Source organism: Acinetobacter sp. 797_lipA, assembly GCF_058243025.1.
The window spans coordinates 1,379,100-1,398,162 of record NZ_JBZAYQ010000001.1 but is presented as its reverse complement, the minus strand read 5'-3'; the positions used below and the strand labels follow the sequence as shown (position 1 = coordinate 1,398,162).

The following is a 19,063-nucleotide window of genomic DNA, read 5'->3' as shown; positions in this document are numbered from 1 at the left end:
CCTCTTATTGTTTTACTGAACTTGTTGAATACTAAAACCTAACTCAATTAAAGTATCACGCTTCGCCATAGGTGCAACCACGGCTTTCGTTGGTTTTTGTTCAAGCAAGTATTGTACCGCCACACGTTGCAAGTCCTCTAAACTCACAGCCAAAAGACGGCTACGCAACTGCTTACGGAAGGCTGGTGTACGTGCATGTAAAAGTGCATAACATGCCGTAATCGCTTCACCCGCTGGTGAACCTGGTTTGTCCATACCCGCAATCAAACCTAAAATTGCTTCTTCAAGCTGATGTGGTTTTTGCTCAGTATTGAGCAACCATTGCACACTGGCTTCAAAGTCATTAAAAGTTTCAGCCAAACGCGGATCACGGTAGCTATAGAAGCGGAATGAACATGCATTGCCGTCATAGCTTGCGCCACCACCATAAGCCCCACCTTTTTCACGAATTGCACTGTGTAAGAAACCATTACGCAAGTACGCTGCCAGTACCATCAGCGGTGCAGCATCTGGATGTGACACCTCAACGGCTTGATAAGCCGATGAACAGAATTGAACATTGGCTTGAATTAACCACGCCTCATCTGCATCGGTATCGATCTGCTCAGCCATTTTCAAACTCACAGTTTGCTCAGGAATAGCTAACTTGTCCCACACATTTTGAACTTCTTCAACCAAACGGTCTGACTGATGTTCTTCACAAACCAGTAAGAACTGTTTTGGTGCTTGTAAAAGTTTTAAATGAATCGCTTTTAATTCATTGATAAAATCATCATAAGCTACTGCATCTTTTTCAATACGGCTGACTAGATCGCCTAACCAGTTTAACGCACCTAGGCCCGTGTTGTGATAATCACGTTTTGCCAAAGCGCTGTGGTTACGTCCCGCAATTTGCATGGCATAACTATGGCCTGAACCTGAAAGACGGGATGCCCAACGTGTTTTACGTTGTTGCAATAACTCAACAATGCGATCTTTTTCGTCAAAACGCAGTTGTTCAAAAGCCAGTTTCAACAATGCAATACTGTCAAAATTACTCACCAACGATTTTGTGGTCAGCGTTAACCATGCACTGATTTGATTTTTGTCATTTACTTGAGATCGTAAAGAGGCGCCCATACCTAAACCACCACTCACCGCAGTTTGTAGTTGTTGTAGTTCTAGATAGTCATATTGACCTGCACCAACTTCACCCATCAAAATGGACAGCAAGTTAAAGTAAGGTGACTGCACTACATCTTGCGGAATCTGGATCAGCACTTGGTTGTAGTAAATACCATTCGTACCCGCATGATAAAGATTCAACGGATAATCGATACGATTTGAGATAATCTCGCGCAACTGCCCTTGTACAATTTGCAGTTCAGCAGGCACATCTTCCAAGCCCACTTTTGGCAAAAGATTAAGGTCATCTGGGGTATCTTGACGGACTTTGAGTGCTTCAGTTTGTGCTTCAATTTCTGCTTTTTCAGCTTCTGTTAGCTGTGCACCTATTTCGGTTAAACGTGCTTTTTCTGCCGCTGCTTCCACTGCAGATTTATTGGCATCAGGCACCAACGTCATTTGTACACGGTGTGGGTTATCAATCAAATAAGTTTTGATTAAGTTTGACAACCACATTGGATCTTTCAGTTCTTCTTTTACCGCAGCAATGGCTGAGTCCACATCCCATACAGTGACTGGGTCACTGTGGTGAATCGCACTCCCCAAACCATTTAAAATCAGGCTTAGACCATAAGGCATGCCATCGCCATTGATTTCACGTTGATGCAATTCAATTTGATGTAAAATCGCATCGACCATGTTTTGATCGACAGGTTTTGAAGCGACGTCTTCTAAAACCTTAAACACACCTGCTTTAAACTCAGTTGTATGTTCAGGGTTTGAACCCTGTACGCCACAGTAGAAGGTCATTTCATAATTTGAATCATCTACTCCCATAATCGGGCCAGTAGACTGTGCATAACCACAGGTCTCAAGGTAATGACGCAATGGAGAAGCTGAATCTTCTAACAACACACCTTCGACAAGGCGCATACCTAAGCGTAGTTTGATCTCGCTGGCTTTAGGCAATAACCACGAAATAATGTGATAAGTTTTGTCTTTTAAATCTTCCGCATCTACCGCATAGGTTTCAGTCACTTCTAGTGGCGCAGTCAAACGGCGCTCTTCTTTAGAGAATAGCGTTTCCCCTTTTGAAAACTTCGCCAAGGCTAAAGTTTCAAATTGTTCTTGTAAGTTATAAGCAGATTCATTACCAAAGGTCATGAAAACTGCATTACTTGGATGATAGTGGGACTTGTAGAAACTCACTAACTCATCATAAGTTAAATCTGGAATATCTTTAGGGTCGCCACCTGAGTTGTAATGATAAGTGGTTTCAGGGAATAAGTGATGCGCTAACTGATGATACAACTGGTCTGAAGGCGAACTCATTGCCCCTTTCATTTCGTTGAAAACCACACCTTTATAAACAGGCTCACCGTTTTCAAGCTCAATGCGGATTCCTTCTTGAGCAAAATCCAGCGGATTCAAATTGGCTGCAAAAGCCGCATCTAAATACACTTCGAGTAAATTTTGGAAATCTTTCTTATTCTGAGTCGCAAATGGATACGCTGTCCAGTCCGCCGCAGTAAAGGCGTTCATAAAAGTGTTCAGTGAACGACGAATCATTAAAAAGAACGGATCACGAACAGGAAATTTTTCCGAACCACATAGTGCTGTGTGTTCTAAAATATGCGCTTCGCCTTTTGAATCCATAGGTTGGGTGCGAAAGGCAACCAAGAATACATTTTCATCATGATTGGTGGCCAAGTGATAATGCACTGCCCCAGTGACTTTATGTTTATATTCAGACACTAAAATGTCTAAAGCTTCAACATGGTGTTGACGTACCAACTGAAACGCAGGATGTACAGTTTGAGAAATGGTTTCAGTGACATCTACAGTCATGTGATCTCCTAACAATAATTAATACACTGCCTGCATTATAGCTTTAGTTGTCAAAAGATTTCACGCTGAAAACCCGAGTAATTTGCTGGAAATTTGAAAAGCATCTCACTGCTTTCCAAATTTCAGTCTTTTTGAGTGAAGCGTTCTCAGAAAGTAAAACTAGATGAGATATTTAAAATAATTATAGTTCGGGTGATTCTCTACAAAAACATAGTTTTGCTTTTGATAAAAACTGGCTGCGGATAAATCTGCGGTATTTAAACACAGTGCAGAAAAGTTTGGACGCGCACATTTTTCTAGATGCGCCAACAACTGACGACCCACACCGCTCTTACGGTATTTAGGGTGTACATAAAAACGGCGTACGCGCCCAATACGCGCCTCGATTTCATTTTCACCCCATTGCTGATTTAAACCGCCACAGGCAATCAATTGGTCTTGATCATAGGCCAATAACAACACTTCACCCTTTTGATCAAAACGATTTTTTCCACTTTGATATTCTTCGATCAAGCGGGTCAACGGTTCATATCCTTCTTTTGCTGCGAGTTGTGCCAAAGCTTGTATTTGAGGAGGTAATTGTTCTGCCGCTTGAATTAAAATTTCCATCTAAACTTCCTTGAATATGAGCAAAGCCATTTCACTACATTTGCCACGTAAATAAAATGAATTTTCCTCAACAAACTACAGCAATCTTGAGCATTGGTGTAAAATGTCGCTTTATTTTCAATACGTGACGAAAAAAGACATGGCAACTGTGGATCTTTTTGCAATTGGTAATGCACTAATCGACCAAGAATTTAAAGTCTCTGACGACTTCCTTATTCAACAACATTTGCAAAAAGGCACTATGCAGTTAACTGATGGTGAAACACAAGCAGATCTTTACAAAAAATTAAAAGAAACACAAAGCTATAAAGGTCAGGCTTCAGGTGGTTCAGCAGCCAACACCACCGTTGCTTTTAGTGCCTTGGGTGGTTCAGCATTTTATGCATGCCGCGTGGGCAATGATGAACTAGGGCAAACTTACCTCAATGGTTTACACGAAGCAGGCATTAAAAACACTGATAAATCAATCAGTGAAGGCGTAACAGGCACGTGTATGGTTCTAGTCAGTGAAGACTCTGAACGCACTATGCATACCTATTTAGGTATTACAGCCGAGTTAACTGAACAACAGATTGACTTTGAACCCTTAAAAACAGCGAAATGGCTCTATATCGAAGGTTATCTTTCAACCAGCGATAGCGCACGTTTAGCTGTTAAGCAGGCTCGTGAAATTGCCAAAGCTCATGGTGTTAAAATTGCATTAACCCTATCTGACCCTGCGATGGTGCAATACGCGCGTCATGGTCTAGATGAAATGATAGCGGATGGTGTGGACTTACTGTTCTGTAACCAGCAAGAAGCCATGATGTACACCGAAACTGAAACAGTTGAGGCGGCTTTAGCAAAACTTAAAACACTGAGCCAGCATGTGGTGATTACGCTTTCGGCGGAAGGTGCTCTTATTTCAAATGCACAAGAAACATTTAATGTCGCGGGTCGTAAAGTACACGCTATCGATGCCAATGGTGCAGGTGATGCCTTTGCTGGTGCCTTCCTTTATGCAGTGAATGCGGGCTTAGGCTTACATACAGCTGCGCAACTTGCAATTTTGATTTCAAGTGAAGTGGTGTCACAGTTCGGCCCTCGTTTGGCTGTGGCAGATTACGCTGAATTGTTCCAACAACTGCAAAAGGAATGTGCATGATGCAAAAAATTTGCATGACAGAAGACATCCCAGAACGTGAAGCGCGCTCTTTTGAAACACCTAAAGGGGATACGATTTTTATCACCCAACGTGACGGTGCCTTCTTTGCGTACCAAAACATTTGCCCGCATTTGCAAGTTGAACTTGAATTTTTGGAAAATCAGTTTTTAGACCGCGACCAAGAATTTATTGAATGCTCGACCCATGGTGCATTGTTCATGGTTGAAACAGGTGAATGCATTTCTGGCCCATGCCAAGGCGAAGCACTTGAAAAAGTAGCGATTACCGTGCATTCTGACGGTGGGATTTATCTCACAGAAGAATAATGAAATTGGACGTTCACCATGTATGAGTTGCTACATCACCCTGGCTTGATGCTCTTTCATTTCAGCTTATTGACTTTAGTCATACTCAGCATGGTGGAAACCTTAGGCTACTTTTTTAAATCCAGCCCAAGTCATTTCATCAAAAGGCTCTCCCCGCAAAAATTGACTGAATCTCCACTGCTGGACGTTAAGTTTTCTAAAGTGCTGATTGTGGTTTTTCTCTTACTTAATTTTAGTGTTGCAGGTTATTTCCTTCAGTTCTGCATCTATGCCAAAGAACAAACCTTTACTTCGGCTTACTATCTAATCTTGCCTGCGCTAATTATTGCAATTTTCTTTACCGTTTTTATGATCCACTGTTTGGATCAAGTTATTAAACCCAGACCAGATAAAAAACAAACCAACTTACTGGGTCGTCTGGCGACCATCTCCAGCGGGAATGCACGTCCCGGTTTTTCGGCCCAAGCTCGCGTTCGCGATGAATACGGTCAACTACACTATGTGCAAGTTGAGCCTGAGTTTGGTGAGCTTGAGTTTCAGTCACAAATTATTCTCATTCGTCTAAAAAAGTCGCATTACATAGCAAAGAAAATTTCAAAATCCAATCAACTTTTTAGTGGCGAAAGTACGCGCTAAACAAGCACCAAATCCAATCCTATTTCAACGCTGTACGTCTTTATGAGCAAGTTTATCCTTTGCAATGCCTAACCCTACCAAGATCTTGATACAACGTCAGCCTCCAACAAACGCCTCACAACGCGCTGTTTAAATCTAACCCTTGCCTCATCTTCTGGTTGAAGCTTTTTAAAGCAATCTTTCCATTCACAATCCAGCTTTCTGCATTTTAAGAAAATTTACACAGACTAAGCTCAGGATGAGAATTCTATCTCCCACCTCTGCCCTCAACCCAAGATGACACAACAGAAAAAAGTTTCAATATTAATTCGATTTTCAATTCCTAATTTCCTTGTGATGTATACAACAGATCAAATAACCAATCCTCCATATCAGTTAAAATCCATAATTTAAAATCCCCGTCACTTTTATACTCTTAATAGGAATTAACAATAAAATATCGATGAACGTTAAATATAAGCGTTTTAGTCGGATTTAAAATAAATATATACAAGTATTTTAGTCAGGTATTTAAATATAAACATAAGCAATTTGGTCAACTTTAAAATACAAAAATATTAGTTTATTTTTCATCACATCATTATTTTAAGTACATGTATTTAAAAGACTTAATAATATATTTTTTATTTAAGTTTAAAGACTATTTATCTTTTGTATGTTTTTGTTTAATAATATAAAGCAAGTTAAAAAATAGGCTTTATGAAATGAGCTTAGTCCCCAAAAATCTCAATCAAAAAGTCACCAGAGAGATTGTGGCCATTTTAATCATTAAGGTGATTATTTTAATGGTCATTAAGAACATCTGGTTTGACGCCCCGACTATCCCTAAAAATTTTGACAATCAAGTTGCTGAGCGTATTGCAGGCAATCCATCCCCAATCAAGGAGACACGTTGATGATATCTGAAAGCGTGGTCGATCTTTCGCGGTTCCAGTTCGCTATGACCGCGATGTATCACTTTATTTTTGTTCCACTTACACTGGGGCTTGCCTTTATTCTTGCCATTATGGAAACCACCTATGTGATTTCAGGTAAAGAAATTTATAAAGACATGACCAAGTTTTGGGGGAAACTCTTCGGTATTAACTTCGCTTTAGGGGTCACTACTGGCTTAACCATGGAGTTCCAGTTCGGGACTAACTGGGCATATTACTCACACTATGTGGGGGATATTTTCGGTGCTCCATTAGCCATTGAAGGATTAATGGCATTCTTCTTAGAATCGACATTCATCGGTCTGTTCTTCTTTGGATGGGATCGCTTATCCAAAGTGCAGCACTTATGTGTGACATGGCTGGTTGCACTCGGTTCTAATATGTCTGCCTTATGGATTTTGGTTGCAAATGGTTGGATGCAAAACCCTGTCGGTTCTGTATTTAACTATGAAACCATGCGCATGGAACTGGTAGATTTTGGTGCTCTCATTTTTAACCCAGTTGCGCAGGTAAAATTTGTACATACCGTGTCTGCGGGTTATGTGACAGGCGCTATTTTCGTCCTTGCTATTTCAAGCTACTACTTACTGAAAAAACGCGATATTCCGTTTGCGCGTCGTTCATTTGCCATTGCCGCAATTTTTGGTTTAGCTTCAACACTTTCAGTGATTTTACTGGGCGATGAGTCAGGTTATGAACTGGGTGATGTTCAGAAAACTAAACTCGCGGCCATTGAAGCAGAATGGGATACTCACCCTGCACCTGCACCCTTTACTTTGTTTGGTATTCCAAATAAAGAAACCATGACTACAGATTATGCAGTGAAAATTCCATATGTGATGGGTCTTATTGCAACACGTTCTTTAGACAAAGAAGTGACTGGCATTAAAGATTTGATCGTACAACACGAAGATCGTATTCGTAACGGTATGGTGGCTTACTCACAACTGGAAAAACTACGCGCGGGTGATACTTCTCCAGAGCTAAAAGCTGCCTTTGCTGAAACTCAAAAAGACTTGGGCTACGGCTTACTGCTGAAAAAATACACACCAAATGTAGTTGATGCATCTGAAGATCAAATCAAATCTGCTGCGAAAGACACGATTCCGCACGTACCAAGCTTATTCTGGGCATTCCGTGCCATGGTTGTATCTGGTTTCCTTATGTTGTTGTTATTTGCTCTAGCAACCTTTGCTGTGGCAAAACGCAATGCAGAAAACAAACCATGGTTACTGAAGTTCGCGCTTTTCGCTTTGCCTCTGCCATGGATTGCTGCACAAACAGGTTGGTATGTTGCTGAAGTAGGTCGTCAACCGTGGACGATTGGTGAAGTTCTACCTACACACTTGTCAGCATCAAGCTTAAGCACAGGTGATGTATGGGGTTCTATCGCTGCTTTAGCTGCGTTCTATACCGTTCTTTTGATTATTGAAATGTATTTAATGATCAAATTCTCACGTCTTGGTCCAAGTTCACTTCACACTGGTAAATACCATTTTGAAAAACTTGAAGCAGCTCGTAATGAGGAGACTCAAGCATGATCGAATATGAATTACTCAAAATCATTTGGTGGGTTTTAGTTGGCGTCTTACTGATTGGCTTTGCCCTCACCGATGGCTTCGATATGGGCTCTATGGCGATCATGCCATTTGTGGGCAAAACAGATGAAGAACGCCGTGCGGCTATCAACACCATTGCTCCGCACTGGGATGGTAACCAAGTTTGGTTCATTACTGCTGGCGGTGCATTGTTTGCCGCATGGCCAATGGTTTATGCAACAGCATTCTCAGGCATGTATTGGGCGCTACTGTTGGTACTGTTTGCCCTATTCTTACGACCTGTCGGCTTTGACTACCGCTCTAAACTGCAAAATACCAAATGGCGTACGTCATGGGACTGGGGTTTAGCAGTCGGTGGTGCTGTGCCTGCACTGGTCTTCGGTGTGGCTTTTGGGAACATGTTCTTAGGCGTGCCATTTAGTTTAGATGATACCGTCCGTTCAACTTATACAGGGAGCTTCTTTGCCCTACTCAACCCATTTGCTTTAGTCTGCGGACTAGTTAGTTTATCGATGCTGTGCGCACACGGCGGTGCATGGCTCATGCTTCGTACCGATGGTGACTTACGCAGACGCTCAGCACAAGCAACGAAACTTATGGGCATTGTTTATCTCATCTGTTTCTTAGGTGCTGGTGCTTGGTTGTACTTTGGTGGAATCGAAGGTTATACCTTAGTCACTCCATTTGACACCAACGGTGTTGCTAACCCATTAGCAAAAGAAGTGTTGACCAATGCCAACCATGGCTGGATGAACAACTACTCGACTTACCCAATTACCATGATTGCGCCTATCGCAGGTATCTTAGGTGGTTTGATTGTGGTGCTTGCAGCAAGCAAAAACAAAGCGGGCTTTAGCTTCTTAGGTTCGAGTTTAGCGGTCGTGGGTGCAATTTTAACTGCTGGTTTTGCGCTGTTCCCATTCTTAATGCCATCAAGCATTCAACCTGTTGCAAGCTTGACCATGTGGGATGCAGTTTCAAGTAAAACGACGTTAACTGTAATGACAGTTGCTGCATGTATCTTTGTCCCACTCATTTTGTGCTATACCACCTGGTGTTATTACAAAATGTGGGGTGTTATTACCAACACACACATTAAAGAGAATTCACACAGCCTTTACTAAGGCTGTGTCTAAGGAGATCAAATTATGTGGTATTTTGCATGGATTCTCGGCATTTTGATGGCTTGCTTTGCAGGTGTACTCAGTGCTTTGTATATCGAACATCATCAAGACCTTGATGAGGAATAAACCATGACAGACGTTGCTATGGAAAACCAAACTGTAGATAAAAAGCCGAACAAATTTGCGATGCTAATTTCCTGCCTATTGGCCTTTCCACTTGCAGCGGTGTTGTTAGTGCATCCTGCTGCTATGTTGGATGACAATGGTCACTATAGCCACAGTGCGCTGATGTATATCATGATTGGTATATCAGGTGGCTTTATCCACGGCGTCGGGTTCGTGCCACGCCACTGGATTTGGAAATGGCTGTTTAGCCCGTTTCTATCGTGGCCACTGATGATCTGGGGTTATTACACTTGGTTCTTCAGTTAAATAAAAAAGCCCTCATTTACTGAGGGCTTTTTTATGTTCCGCTATTCGTGGATTCTACATTTCAGCCATGACGCCAATAATGCCATTAATAATCATATCTACCGCAATGGTTCCAATCAGTAAGGCTGACAGTCGCCCGACAATATCAACATAACGGTCAATATATTTGGCATGCTTATAACGCAAATGGTCATGCGCAAATTTCATTAAAATCATCAAGCCACAGGTCAACGCCAAAGTCAGGAAAATAATCATGGCTGCGCCGCTGATTGGCAGTGCCATACCTGTCACCACAGCAGCACTGATGGTTCCTGGACCAATCATAAAAGGCATCGCAATGGTTCCTGCCAAATGCTCTGGCGCACCACGCATTTCACCAATGGTATCTGCCCCCTGAAACACGTAGCGATAACCAATCACCAAGAAAATCAGACCACCAAATATTTGAAAGGCTTCAAAGCGTACATTTAAATATTTACTAAAAATCGCTTCTCCGCCCCATGCAAACAGCATAAATACTATAAAGGCAATGAGACAGCCCTGAATCAAGGCCTTATTAAACACTTTAGCTTCGGAGTTCCGAATCATGCCAATCATGTAAATACTCATTAAGAACGGATTCAGCAATGAGAAAAACAAAGCAAAAGCATGTAAATATGAGGTCAACATGGTTCCTCCTAATTATCCTTGAGGGTCTGGAAATAAGGGACGATTCCCCGGACTAATTCGATTGATATGCAAGAAGGTCATATGGCGTTCATAACGATCTAGCACATCATTAATCACTTGCTCTTTGGTGTAGCCAACAAGGTCGTTGCCTTGAGAACCTTCATACAAATAGGTTTCAAGACGGTAATAAAACCGTTTACCCAGTTTGCCGCGTTCACTAAAGGTCGGTGCGATATAACGTACAGGCCAAATTTGATAAACAAAGTTTTGTTCTTCTTCCAAATGAATCATCAAATCTAAATGATACAGATTTGGATCTTCTTCTAACGCACTCTCTTGAACACTGATGTTGATACCCCGTTTTTGCATTTCCTCTGCAACCGCCATCACCGCGGGTCGACAAATATCATCGAGCATACGCCGAGTATCGGTTGTTCCAGGGTGATGCATAACCCGAGACAAACGCTTTTTCCAGTTGAGAATGTCGACATTCCCTACCACAGGTGCTGCATTTAAGCTACTACTGGCTTGTCGATAATCTTCAAGTCTTAACGATTTGTATAAACCCGCCATCACCAAGAACATGACAAAACTAAACGGTAGTCCCATGATGATGGTGGCATTTTGCAGTGCAGTAATCCCATTAGTCATCAACATGGCAAGGGTCAATAAACCAATCGCCACTGCCCAAAACACGCTTAACCAGCGTGGTGCATCATGATCTACATTGGTAAATTGCGTGGTGAAATTACCCAATACCAGTGCACCTGAGTCCGCTGAGGTCACATAAAACAGCAAGCCCGTAATGGTGGCTACCCCTGCAATAAACGGAAACCACGGATACTGTGCCAGTAAGTCATAAAAACCGTGTGCTGGGTTGGCAATCACACTCTGGGCAAGGGCTAAATTGCCATCAAAAATCACACTATGTAGCGCACTATTTCCAAATATTGATAACCACGTGAGGGTGAAAAATAAAGGAATAATGAGCGTCCCACTAACAAACTCACGAATGGTTCGACCACGTGAAATCCGTGCTAAAAATAAACCTACAAATGGTGACCAAGCCACCCACCAAGCCCAAAAGAACAATGTCCAACTGTTCATCCATTCTTTCGGTTGTTGAAAGGCAAAACTTTCCAAAGTCATACTTGGAAAACGGTTAATGTAGTCCCCAATATTTTGCACAAAAGCATTCAATAGAAATTCGGTATTGCCTAAAAACAAAATAAACAGCATCAACCCGACAGAGACATAAATATTGATCTCGGAGAGAACTCGCAGCCCTTTATTCACCCCTGAAGTTACTGAAATAATGGTCATTACCACCGCAACCACAATTAATGCGGTTTGCATCCAGAGGTTTTCGGGTAAATCGAACAGCACATGCAAGCCGTAGTTCAGCTGTACTACCCCAATCCCGCAGGTTGTCGCAATACCAAAAATAGTCCCGATGACCGCAGCCGTATCGACACTATGACCGATCGGCCCATGAATCTTATTCCCAAAGATCGGATATAAAGCAGAGCGAATAGTCAGTGGTAAGTTATAGCGATAACTGAAATACCCCAATGCCATGCCAATCAATGCATACATACACCATCCAGTTAGACCATAGTGAAACAAGGTCCACACCATGCCTTGACGTGCAGCTTCTAAGGTCTGCCCCTCACCCACAGGTGGATGCATATAGTGGGATAAAGGTTCCGCCACCGAGAAAAACATCAAATCGATGCCGATCCCAGCTGAGAACAACATTGCAGACCAACTTAAAAGGCTAAATTCTGGCTTGGAATGTTTGGGGCCTAATTTAATGTTGCCGTAGCGAGAACAGGCAATAAAAATGACAAAGACCATATACAGAGTCGCTGCGAGTAAGTAATACCAACTAAAAGTTGAACTCACCCACGCCAAGACTGTATTTAAGGTTCGATTGGCAAAGTCATTAAACAAAATGGTGGTAATAGAAAAAATTAAAATAATGAGAGCTGAAATATAAAAGACCACACCATTTAAACGGTCTTTAGGCGCTAATGTTTGATCATCAACTGCTCTTGGATTATCTGTTGCCATACAATCCTCAAGAAAGTAAATAAAAAAAGACAAAAGCCAATTTTTAAACTTCTCGTGGTCGAGAGCTTAAAAATCGACTAACGAAATCGACAGTATTTTTATCAGAAATAAAAACGCTATCTTCTTTAAACCTGAAGGTTTAAATCATTTATGAGGTGCATTTGCTACACAGGCTTAAAATGTGAGCCCCCCTTGTTCATCGATATTCCGATTGGAATCTTGTAGATCTCCCTTCAACATGACTATATGAGCTTTCTCAACTCGAAAAAAGTATAAAACCGTAAGCTCATAGCTCATCAGCTCACTTTTCTGAAAGATGTCCTGAGATTAAACCCTTATGGCACATCCATTTGATAAATAAAAAGTTATGTCGAATACTCAAAGCAATTTAGCAGTATTTTGCTTTGAATTTAACCATAAGTGTACTTTTTATTGATTGAACGTTCAATCAATAAAAAGTATCATAAAAAAATGCTATGATGCTTTCCATGTAAGTTATTGAATCTAACGCCTTTAAATTTAAGGCAAATTGTTCTGGATTGTCATGAATAAACGTAGAGTAAAACCTGAGCATGAGCGCCGTGAAGAAATCATTAATGCTGCCTATGCAGTCATTTATGAAGTGGGCTTATCCAACACCACTATTGCTCAAATTGCGAAAAAAGCACAGCTTTCTACGGGCATTGTGAGTCATTATTTTGGCGATAAACAAGGCCTCATTCACAGTTGCATGCGCCAAATGCTCAATGTCTTAGCCAAGACTACGGCGAGCTATAAAGCAAAGGTGACGCAGCCCAGTCCAGAACATTCGCTCAAAGCCATTATTGATGCCAACTTTGACATCAGTCAGGTCAACAACACTGCTATGCGGGTTTGGCTGGATTTTTGGTCTGCCAGTATGCACCTACCCGACTTAGGTCGACTGCAACGAATTAATGACCAACGGCTTTATTCAAATTTGAAGTTTCATTTCTTGCAGCTCATGCCAAAGGCCCAAGCAAGCCAAGCCGCTAAAGGTCTAGCAGCACTGATTGATGGATTATGGTTACGTGGAAGTTTAAGTGGTCATCAAGCATTTGATCGTGATTTGGCACGTTCTATTGCATACGACTATGTCGATATGCAACTTCGCTTAATTCAACAGATACGGCAGGAACAACAAAATGAATGATGTACAGCTTCACTCGCTTTATATTCACGGACAATATTTCAATGTCACCAGTGGTCAAACCTTTGACAGTATCAACCCCGCTACAGGTGAAGTCATTGCCACCATTCAACAAGCATCCAAAGCTGATGTCGATTCAGCCGTGCAAAGTGCTGTACAAGGGCAGCGTGAATGGGCTGCCAAAACAGCGGTCGAACGTGCCCGTATTTTACGTCGTGCAGTCGATATTTTACGCGCTCGTAATGACGAATTAGCACGCCTAGAAACACTGGATACAGGTAAAGCGTTCAGTGAAACCTCTACCGTCGATATTGTCACTGGTGCAGACGTTTTAGAGTACTACGCGGGACTTGCAACTGCCATTCAAGGTGAACAAGTGCCGCTACGTGAAAGTAGTTTTTTCTACACGCGCCGTGAACCTTTAGGTGTGGTGGCAGGCATTGGTGCTTGGAATTATCCAATCCAAATAGCACTTTGGAAATCAGCTCCGGCCCTCGCTGCTGGGAATGCCATGATTTTTAAACCTAGCGAAGTGACCCCTCTTACCGCCTTAAAGTTGGCAGAGATCTATACTGAAGCAGGCGTACCTGCTGGGGTTTTCAACGTGGTACAAGGTTTTGGTGCTGAAGTGGGTCAATGGTTGACTGAACACCCAGATATTCAAAAAATTTCATTCACAGGTGGTGTGGCAACGGGTAAAAAGGTCATGGCCAGTGCTGCGGCTTCTAGTCTCAAAGAAGTTACCATGGAGCTCGGTGGCAAATCACCTCTGATTATTTGTGCCGATGCCAACCTTGATCGCGCAGCCGATATTGCGGTGATGGCGAACTTCTTTAGCTCAGGTCAAGTATGTACCAATGGCACCCGTGTGTTTGTACCACAAACCCTCAAGGCTGCATTTGAACAAGCAGTGATTGAGCGTGTAAAACGTATCCGCATAGGTGACCCGATGCAGGCTGAAACCAACTTTGGACCTTTAGTCAGCTTTCCGCATATGGAAAAAGTCTTGTCTTATATTGAGTCAGGCAAACAACAAGGTGCGACCTTATTGATTGGTGGACAACGTGCCACCGAAGCAGCACTTGCTCAGGGCGCATATGTATTACCAACCGTGTTCACCGACTGTCATGACGACATGCACATTGTGCAAGATGAAATCTTTGGTCCGGTTATGAGCATTTTAAGCTATGACAATATTGAAGAAGCCATTCAACGTGCCAACAACACCAGTTATGGTTTAGCCGCAGGTGTGGTCACACAAGATATTTCCCAAGCTCATCGTATTATTCATCAGCTTGAGGCAGGTATTTGTTGGATCAATACATGGGGCGAATCCCCTGCTGAAATGCCTGTAGGTGGTTATAAACAGTCAGGGGTCGGACGTGAAAATGGTATCACCACACTTGAACACTATACCCGCATCAAATCAGTTCAAGTTGAACTGGGTCAATACCAAAGTATTTTTTAAAGTCTGAATTTTAGCCACCTAAATCCTTACTTCCTTTTTATTTATTCTTTTTTTCATCCTCAACTCAACATGTGGCCACGTTCTCATGCAACGTGGCTCTGCCATAGAAAAAGGATCATTATGCATTCTCAACACTACGATTATATTATTATTGGCGCAGGTTCAGCAGGTAATGTACTGGCTGCTCGCTTAACTGAAGACCCCGATGTTTCGGTACTGTTACTCGAAGCAGGCGGACCTGATTATCGCCTCGACTTTCGCACTCAAATGCCTGCAGCTTTGGCTTATCCCTTACAAGGGCGTCGTTATAACTGGGCATATTTAACCGACCCAGAACCCCACATGAACAACCGTCGTATGGAATGTGGTCGCGGCAAAGGCTTAGGCGGTTCATCCCTCATTAATGGCATGTGTTATATCCGTGGAAATGCCATGGATTTAGAACAATGGGCAACCCTTAAAGGTCTTGAGGACTGGAGCTATGCGGACTGTCTGCCTTACTACAAAAAGGCTGAAACCCGTGATATTGGTGGCAATGACTATCATGGCGATGCTGGTCCTGTTTCTGTCGCCACACCTAAAGCAGACAATAATGTTTTATTCCACGCCATGGTTGAAGCTGGTGTGCAAGCAGGCTATCCACGCACCGATGATTTAAATGGTTATCAACAAGAAGGTTTCGGCCCAATGGATCGAACCGTGACCCCCAAAGGTCGACGCTCAAGCACAGCACGTGGCTATTTAGATATGGCCAAAGGTCGAGCGAATCTAACCATTATTACCCACGCCATGACCAATCAAATTTTGTTCAATGGCAAACAAGCGATTGGTGTTGAATATATTCAAGGTACTAATCAAAACAACTTGCTTCAGGTCTATGCCAATAAAGAAGTTCTACTTTGTGCAGGGGCAATTGCATCACCGCAAATTTTGCAACGTTCAGGTGTGGGTTCAAGCACCTTACTTCAATCTCTCGACATTCCAGTCGTGCATGACTTACCGGGTGTCGGTGAAAACCTGCAAGACCATTTAGAAATGTACTTACAATATAAGTGTAAGCAACCTGTTTCTCTCTACCCTGCTTTAAAATGGCAAAATCAACCTGCAATTGGTGCAGAGTGGTTGTTTAACGGAACAGGGATTGGAGCAAGCAACCAGTTTGAAGCAGGTGGCTTTATTCGATCCTCCAAAGAGTTTGCTTGGCCAAATATTCAATACCACTTCTTGCCTGTTGCAATTAACTATAATGGCAGCAATGCCGTCAAAGAGCATGGCTTCCAAGCCCATGTCGGTTCGATGCGCTCACCTTCACGCGGTCGAGTACAGGTGACATCTAAAAACCCTTTCGATCATCCAAGTATTTTATTTAACTACATGTCGACAGAACAAGACTGGCAGGAATTTCGTGACGCGATTCGAATCACCCGCGAAATCATGCAGCAACCTGCGTTTGATCCTTACCGAGGCGAAGAAATCAGTCCCGGAAAAGATGTGAGTAGCGATGCTGAATTAGACGAATTTGTGCGTAATCACGCTGAAACGGCTTATCATCCATCCTGTAGTTGTAAAATGGGTGAAGATGATATGGCGGTAGTCGATGGACAAGGTCGTGTGCATGGTCTGCAAAGTTTACGCGTGGTGGATGCATCGATTATGCCGCTGATTATCACGGGTAACTTAAATGCAACCACCATTATGATGGCTGAAAAAATCGCGGATCAAATCCGTGGCCGCACAGCCCTACCTCGTTCTCATGCACCTTTTTATCAAGCTGAAACTGAATAAGTTTTAATAGCTCAGCACCTGACTTTAATTAGCTTTAAAATAATAAAGTCAGGTGATTGTTCATTTTTTCTTAAACAACAGTGCTGCGTTTTGTACAGACAATGCTATTTCTATTAGAATCCAATTTATACATTTTAGCTTTTAAAAAATTGAATGCCTGTATATATATTCAACATCAGCATCTTAATTATTAAATCTTAACAAAAATAAACACCAATAAAAACAATGATTAATATTACACATCACTCATATTTATAGTTCAACCCAAACCATTTACAATAAAAATTACTAAGTCAATACATATTTAGTCTAAAATATTCATAAATCAGGACTGTGTAATAGACTCAAAACTTATATTTTTTGTGCGCTTTTCAGCTTTTAAGTATTACTTCAACTATACCAAGCTGATCTTTATAAGCAGCTCTATCATTCTTCTTATTTTTATTCTATTCGCTATAAAGCGATCCAAAACCTGCTCCCCAAGGTCATAATCGCATGAACAAATTCTTAAAATACCTTTTGGTATTGATCGTACTGCTTATTATTGCAGTCGTAATTTTCTTATTTAGACCCGTCACGTCTAAAAAAATTCAAACCACCAACAATGAGCTTGTTGTTGACGCAGTCTTAGTCGGCGGTGGGATCATGAGTGCAACTTTAGGCACATATCTAAGCGAGCTTGAGCCAAACTGGCAAATTCGCATGTATGAACGTCTAGACAATGTTGCACAAGAAAGCTCAAACGGCTTCAACAATGCTGGCACAGGCCACTCTGGCTTTATGGAAATGAACTATACCTCTGAAAAAGATGGAAAAATGGACATTTCTAAAGCTGTGAACGTTGCGGAACAATTTGAAGTTGCAAAACAGTTCTGGTCTTATCAGGTGAAAGAAGGCGTTTTGGGTCAACCAAATAGCTTTATCAATCCTGTACCGCACATTGCCTTCGTTTGGGGCGATAATGTGAATTTCCTAGAAAAACGTTATGCTGCAATGGTTAAAAACCCGATGTTCTATGGCATGAAATTCTCTGAGAATCCTGCTGAAATTAAACAATGGGCACCTTTAGTGATGAATGGCCGTGATACTGCACAGAAAGTAGCTGCAACACGCATGGATGTAGGTTCGGATGTGAACTATGGTTCGATCACCACTCAATTGGTCGATCACCTTAAAAAACAATCTAACTTCAAACTACAAACATCAACTGAAGTGACTGGCATTAGCCAAAACGATGATAAAACGTGGACTGTTGCATTTAAAAACCTCACTACAGGGAAAACAGATCACGTGAAAACGCGCTTTGTCTTTATTGGTGCAGGCGGTGCAGCGGTTAAACTTTTACAAATGACAGGCTTACCAGAAGCGAAGCAATATGCTGGCTTCCCTGTAGGTGGCGTGTTCTTAATGACCGACAACCCAAAAGTCACTGAAGGTCATACTGCAAAAGTTTATGGTCGTGCTGAATTAGGCGCACCTCCAATGTCTGTTCCACATATTGATACACGTTATATCGATGGTAAAAAATATGTGTTGTTTGGTCCATTTGCAACTTATTCAAACAAGTTCTTAAAACAAGGTTCTCAGCTTGATTTATTGAAATCAACCACTAAGAACAACGTTTTACCAATGACCGCTGTGGGTATGGAAAATCTTGATTTGGTGAAATACTTAGTTAGCCAAGTCATGATGACCGATGAAGACCGTTTTAATGAGTTGAAAAAATACTATCCTGATGCAAAACCAGAAGACTGGCGTATGAACCAAGGTGGTCAACGTGTTCAAATCATTAAGAAAGAACCAGGCAAACCTACAAGCTTGCAATTTGGTACCGAGATTTTTGCATCACAAGATGGTGCTGTGACTGCCCTATTAGGTGCGTCTCCTGGTGCTTCAACTTCCCCTTATATTATGTTGAGCTTGCTTGAAAAAGCATTCCCTCAGCAAGTAGCAGGTAAATGGAATCCGAAATTACATGAAATTGTAAAATCGTACCAACAAGAACTCAGCACTAATCCTGTGCTTCTTGACCAAGTTCGCCAATACACCAGCACAACCCTTGGTTTGAAATATACACCTATGGCTAAGGCTGCAAATGACGAAACTGTTACGGTAGCAAAAGCACAGTAATCTGCTTTAAACCCTAAAAAGGATGGACTTTGCGCCATCCTTTTTTAATTCAT

General features: G+C 41.9%; 16 protein-coding genes. 12 read left to right on the top strand and 4 right to left on the bottom strand.

All coding sequences use genetic code 11. The annotated features are described in order from the left end of the window. Positions 1-12 precede the first annotated feature (12 nt). A complete protein-coding gene (locus AC4CU2_RS06755; protein WP_490768495.1) occupies positions 13-2,952 on the bottom strand; it encodes an insulinase family protein in 2,940 nt (979 codons plus the stop codon). A 159-nt stretch (positions 2,953-3,111) separates the two neighbouring features. Further along, positions 3,112-3,561 (bottom strand): GNAT family N-acetyltransferase, encoded by a 450-nt coding sequence (locus AC4CU2_RS06750; protein ID WP_004696669.1) that lies wholly within the window; start codon positions 3,559-3,561, stop codon positions 3,112-3,114. A gap of 139 nt (positions 3,562-3,700) precedes the next feature. Between AC4CU2_RS06750 and AC4CU2_RS06745 the strand changes: the two genes are divergently transcribed. The 8 genes from AC4CU2_RS06745 (at position 3,701) to AC4CU2_RS06710 (ending at position 9,717) form a co-directional block, all read left to right on the top strand. After that, the gene (locus AC4CU2_RS06745) at positions 3,701-4,705 is read left to right on the top strand and encodes an adenosine kinase (protein ID WP_490769220.1); all 1,005 of its coding nucleotides are present in this window, start codon (positions 3,701-3,703) and stop codon (positions 4,703-4,705) included. A gap of 14 nt (positions 4,706-4,719) precedes the next feature. Continuing rightward, positions 4,720-5,031, top strand: a complete 312-nt coding sequence (locus tag AC4CU2_RS06740; protein WP_010326961.1) for a Rieske (2Fe-2S) protein — start codon at positions 4,720-4,722, stop codon at positions 5,029-5,031. Positions 5,032-5,049: 18 nt separating this feature from the next. Further along, positions 5,050-5,667: an OB-fold-containig protein gene (locus AC4CU2_RS06735; protein WP_490768494.1), complete on the top strand. Its 618-nt coding sequence runs from the start codon at positions 5,050-5,052 to the stop codon at positions 5,665-5,667. Between the two features lie 704 nt (positions 5,668-6,371). After that, entirely contained in the window at positions 6,372-6,563 is a 192-nt protein-coding gene (gene cydP, locus AC4CU2_RS06730) for a cytochrome oxidase putative small subunit CydP (protein ID WP_004696660.1), read from the top strand. After that, positions 6,563-8,143 (top strand): cytochrome ubiquinol oxidase subunit I, encoded by a 1,581-nt coding sequence (locus AC4CU2_RS06725; RefSeq protein ID WP_004696658.1) that lies wholly within the window; start codon positions 6,563-6,565, stop codon positions 8,141-8,143. The genes cydP and AC4CU2_RS06725 overlap by 1 nt, the downstream gene beginning before the upstream one ends. Continuing rightward, complete coding sequence (gene cydB, locus AC4CU2_RS06720; RefSeq protein ID WP_004696656.1) at positions 8,140-9,285, top strand: cytochrome d ubiquinol oxidase subunit II; 1,146 nt, start codon at positions 8,140-8,142, stop codon at positions 9,283-9,285. Before AC4CU2_RS06725 ends, cydB begins: the two co-directional genes overlap by 4 nt. Before the next feature lie 24 nt (positions 9,286-9,309). Next, positions 9,310-9,411, top strand: coding sequence for a cytochrome bd-I oxidase subunit CydX (gene cydX / locus AC4CU2_RS06715; RefSeq protein ID WP_002120988.1), 102 nt, complete (start codon positions 9,310-9,312; stop codon positions 9,409-9,411). Positions 9,412-9,414: 3 nt separating this feature from the next. After that, the gene (locus tag AC4CU2_RS06710; RefSeq protein WP_004696655.1) at positions 9,415-9,717 is read left to right on the top strand and encodes a cyd operon YbgE family protein; all 303 of its coding nucleotides are present in this window, start codon (positions 9,415-9,417) and stop codon (positions 9,715-9,717) included. Between the two features lie 54 nt (positions 9,718-9,771). Here AC4CU2_RS06710 and AC4CU2_RS06705 read toward each other — a convergent pair whose 3' ends face one another. Next, positions 9,772-10,386, bottom strand: a complete 615-nt coding sequence (locus tag AC4CU2_RS06705) for a MarC family protein (RefSeq protein ID WP_004981851.1) — start codon at positions 10,384-10,386, stop codon at positions 9,772-9,774. A gap of 12 nt (positions 10,387-10,398) precedes the next feature. Then, the gene (locus AC4CU2_RS06700) at positions 10,399-12,459 is read right to left on the bottom strand and encodes a choline transporter (RefSeq protein ID WP_490768493.1); all 2,061 of its coding nucleotides are present in this window, start codon (positions 12,457-12,459) and stop codon (positions 10,399-10,401) included. 544 nt (positions 12,460-13,003) lie between these two features. Between AC4CU2_RS06700 and betI the strand changes: the two genes are divergently transcribed. The 4 genes from betI to mqo all read left to right on the top strand — a co-directional run bounded on the left by betI (position 13,004) and on the right by mqo (position 19,010). Continuing rightward, positions 13,004-13,630, top strand: a complete 627-nt coding sequence (gene betI / locus AC4CU2_RS06695; protein WP_078388798.1) for a transcriptional regulator BetI — start codon at positions 13,004-13,006, stop codon at positions 13,628-13,630. After that, on the top strand, positions 13,623-15,095 hold the full coding sequence (betB, locus tag AC4CU2_RS06690) for a betaine-aldehyde dehydrogenase (protein WP_490753022.1): 1,473 nt from the start codon (positions 13,623-13,625) through the stop codon (positions 15,093-15,095). The genes betI and betB overlap by 8 nt, the downstream gene beginning before the upstream one ends. A gap of 120 nt (positions 15,096-15,215) precedes the next feature. Further along, entirely contained in the window at positions 15,216-16,880 is a 1,665-nt protein-coding gene (gene betA / locus AC4CU2_RS06685; RefSeq protein ID WP_490768492.1) for a choline dehydrogenase, read from the top strand. 495 nt (positions 16,881-17,375) lie between these two features. Next, a complete protein-coding gene (gene mqo, locus AC4CU2_RS06680; RefSeq protein ID WP_490768491.1) occupies positions 17,376-19,010 on the top strand; it encodes a malate dehydrogenase (quinone) in 1,635 nt (544 codons plus the stop codon). Positions 19,011-19,063: the final 53 nt, after the last annotated feature.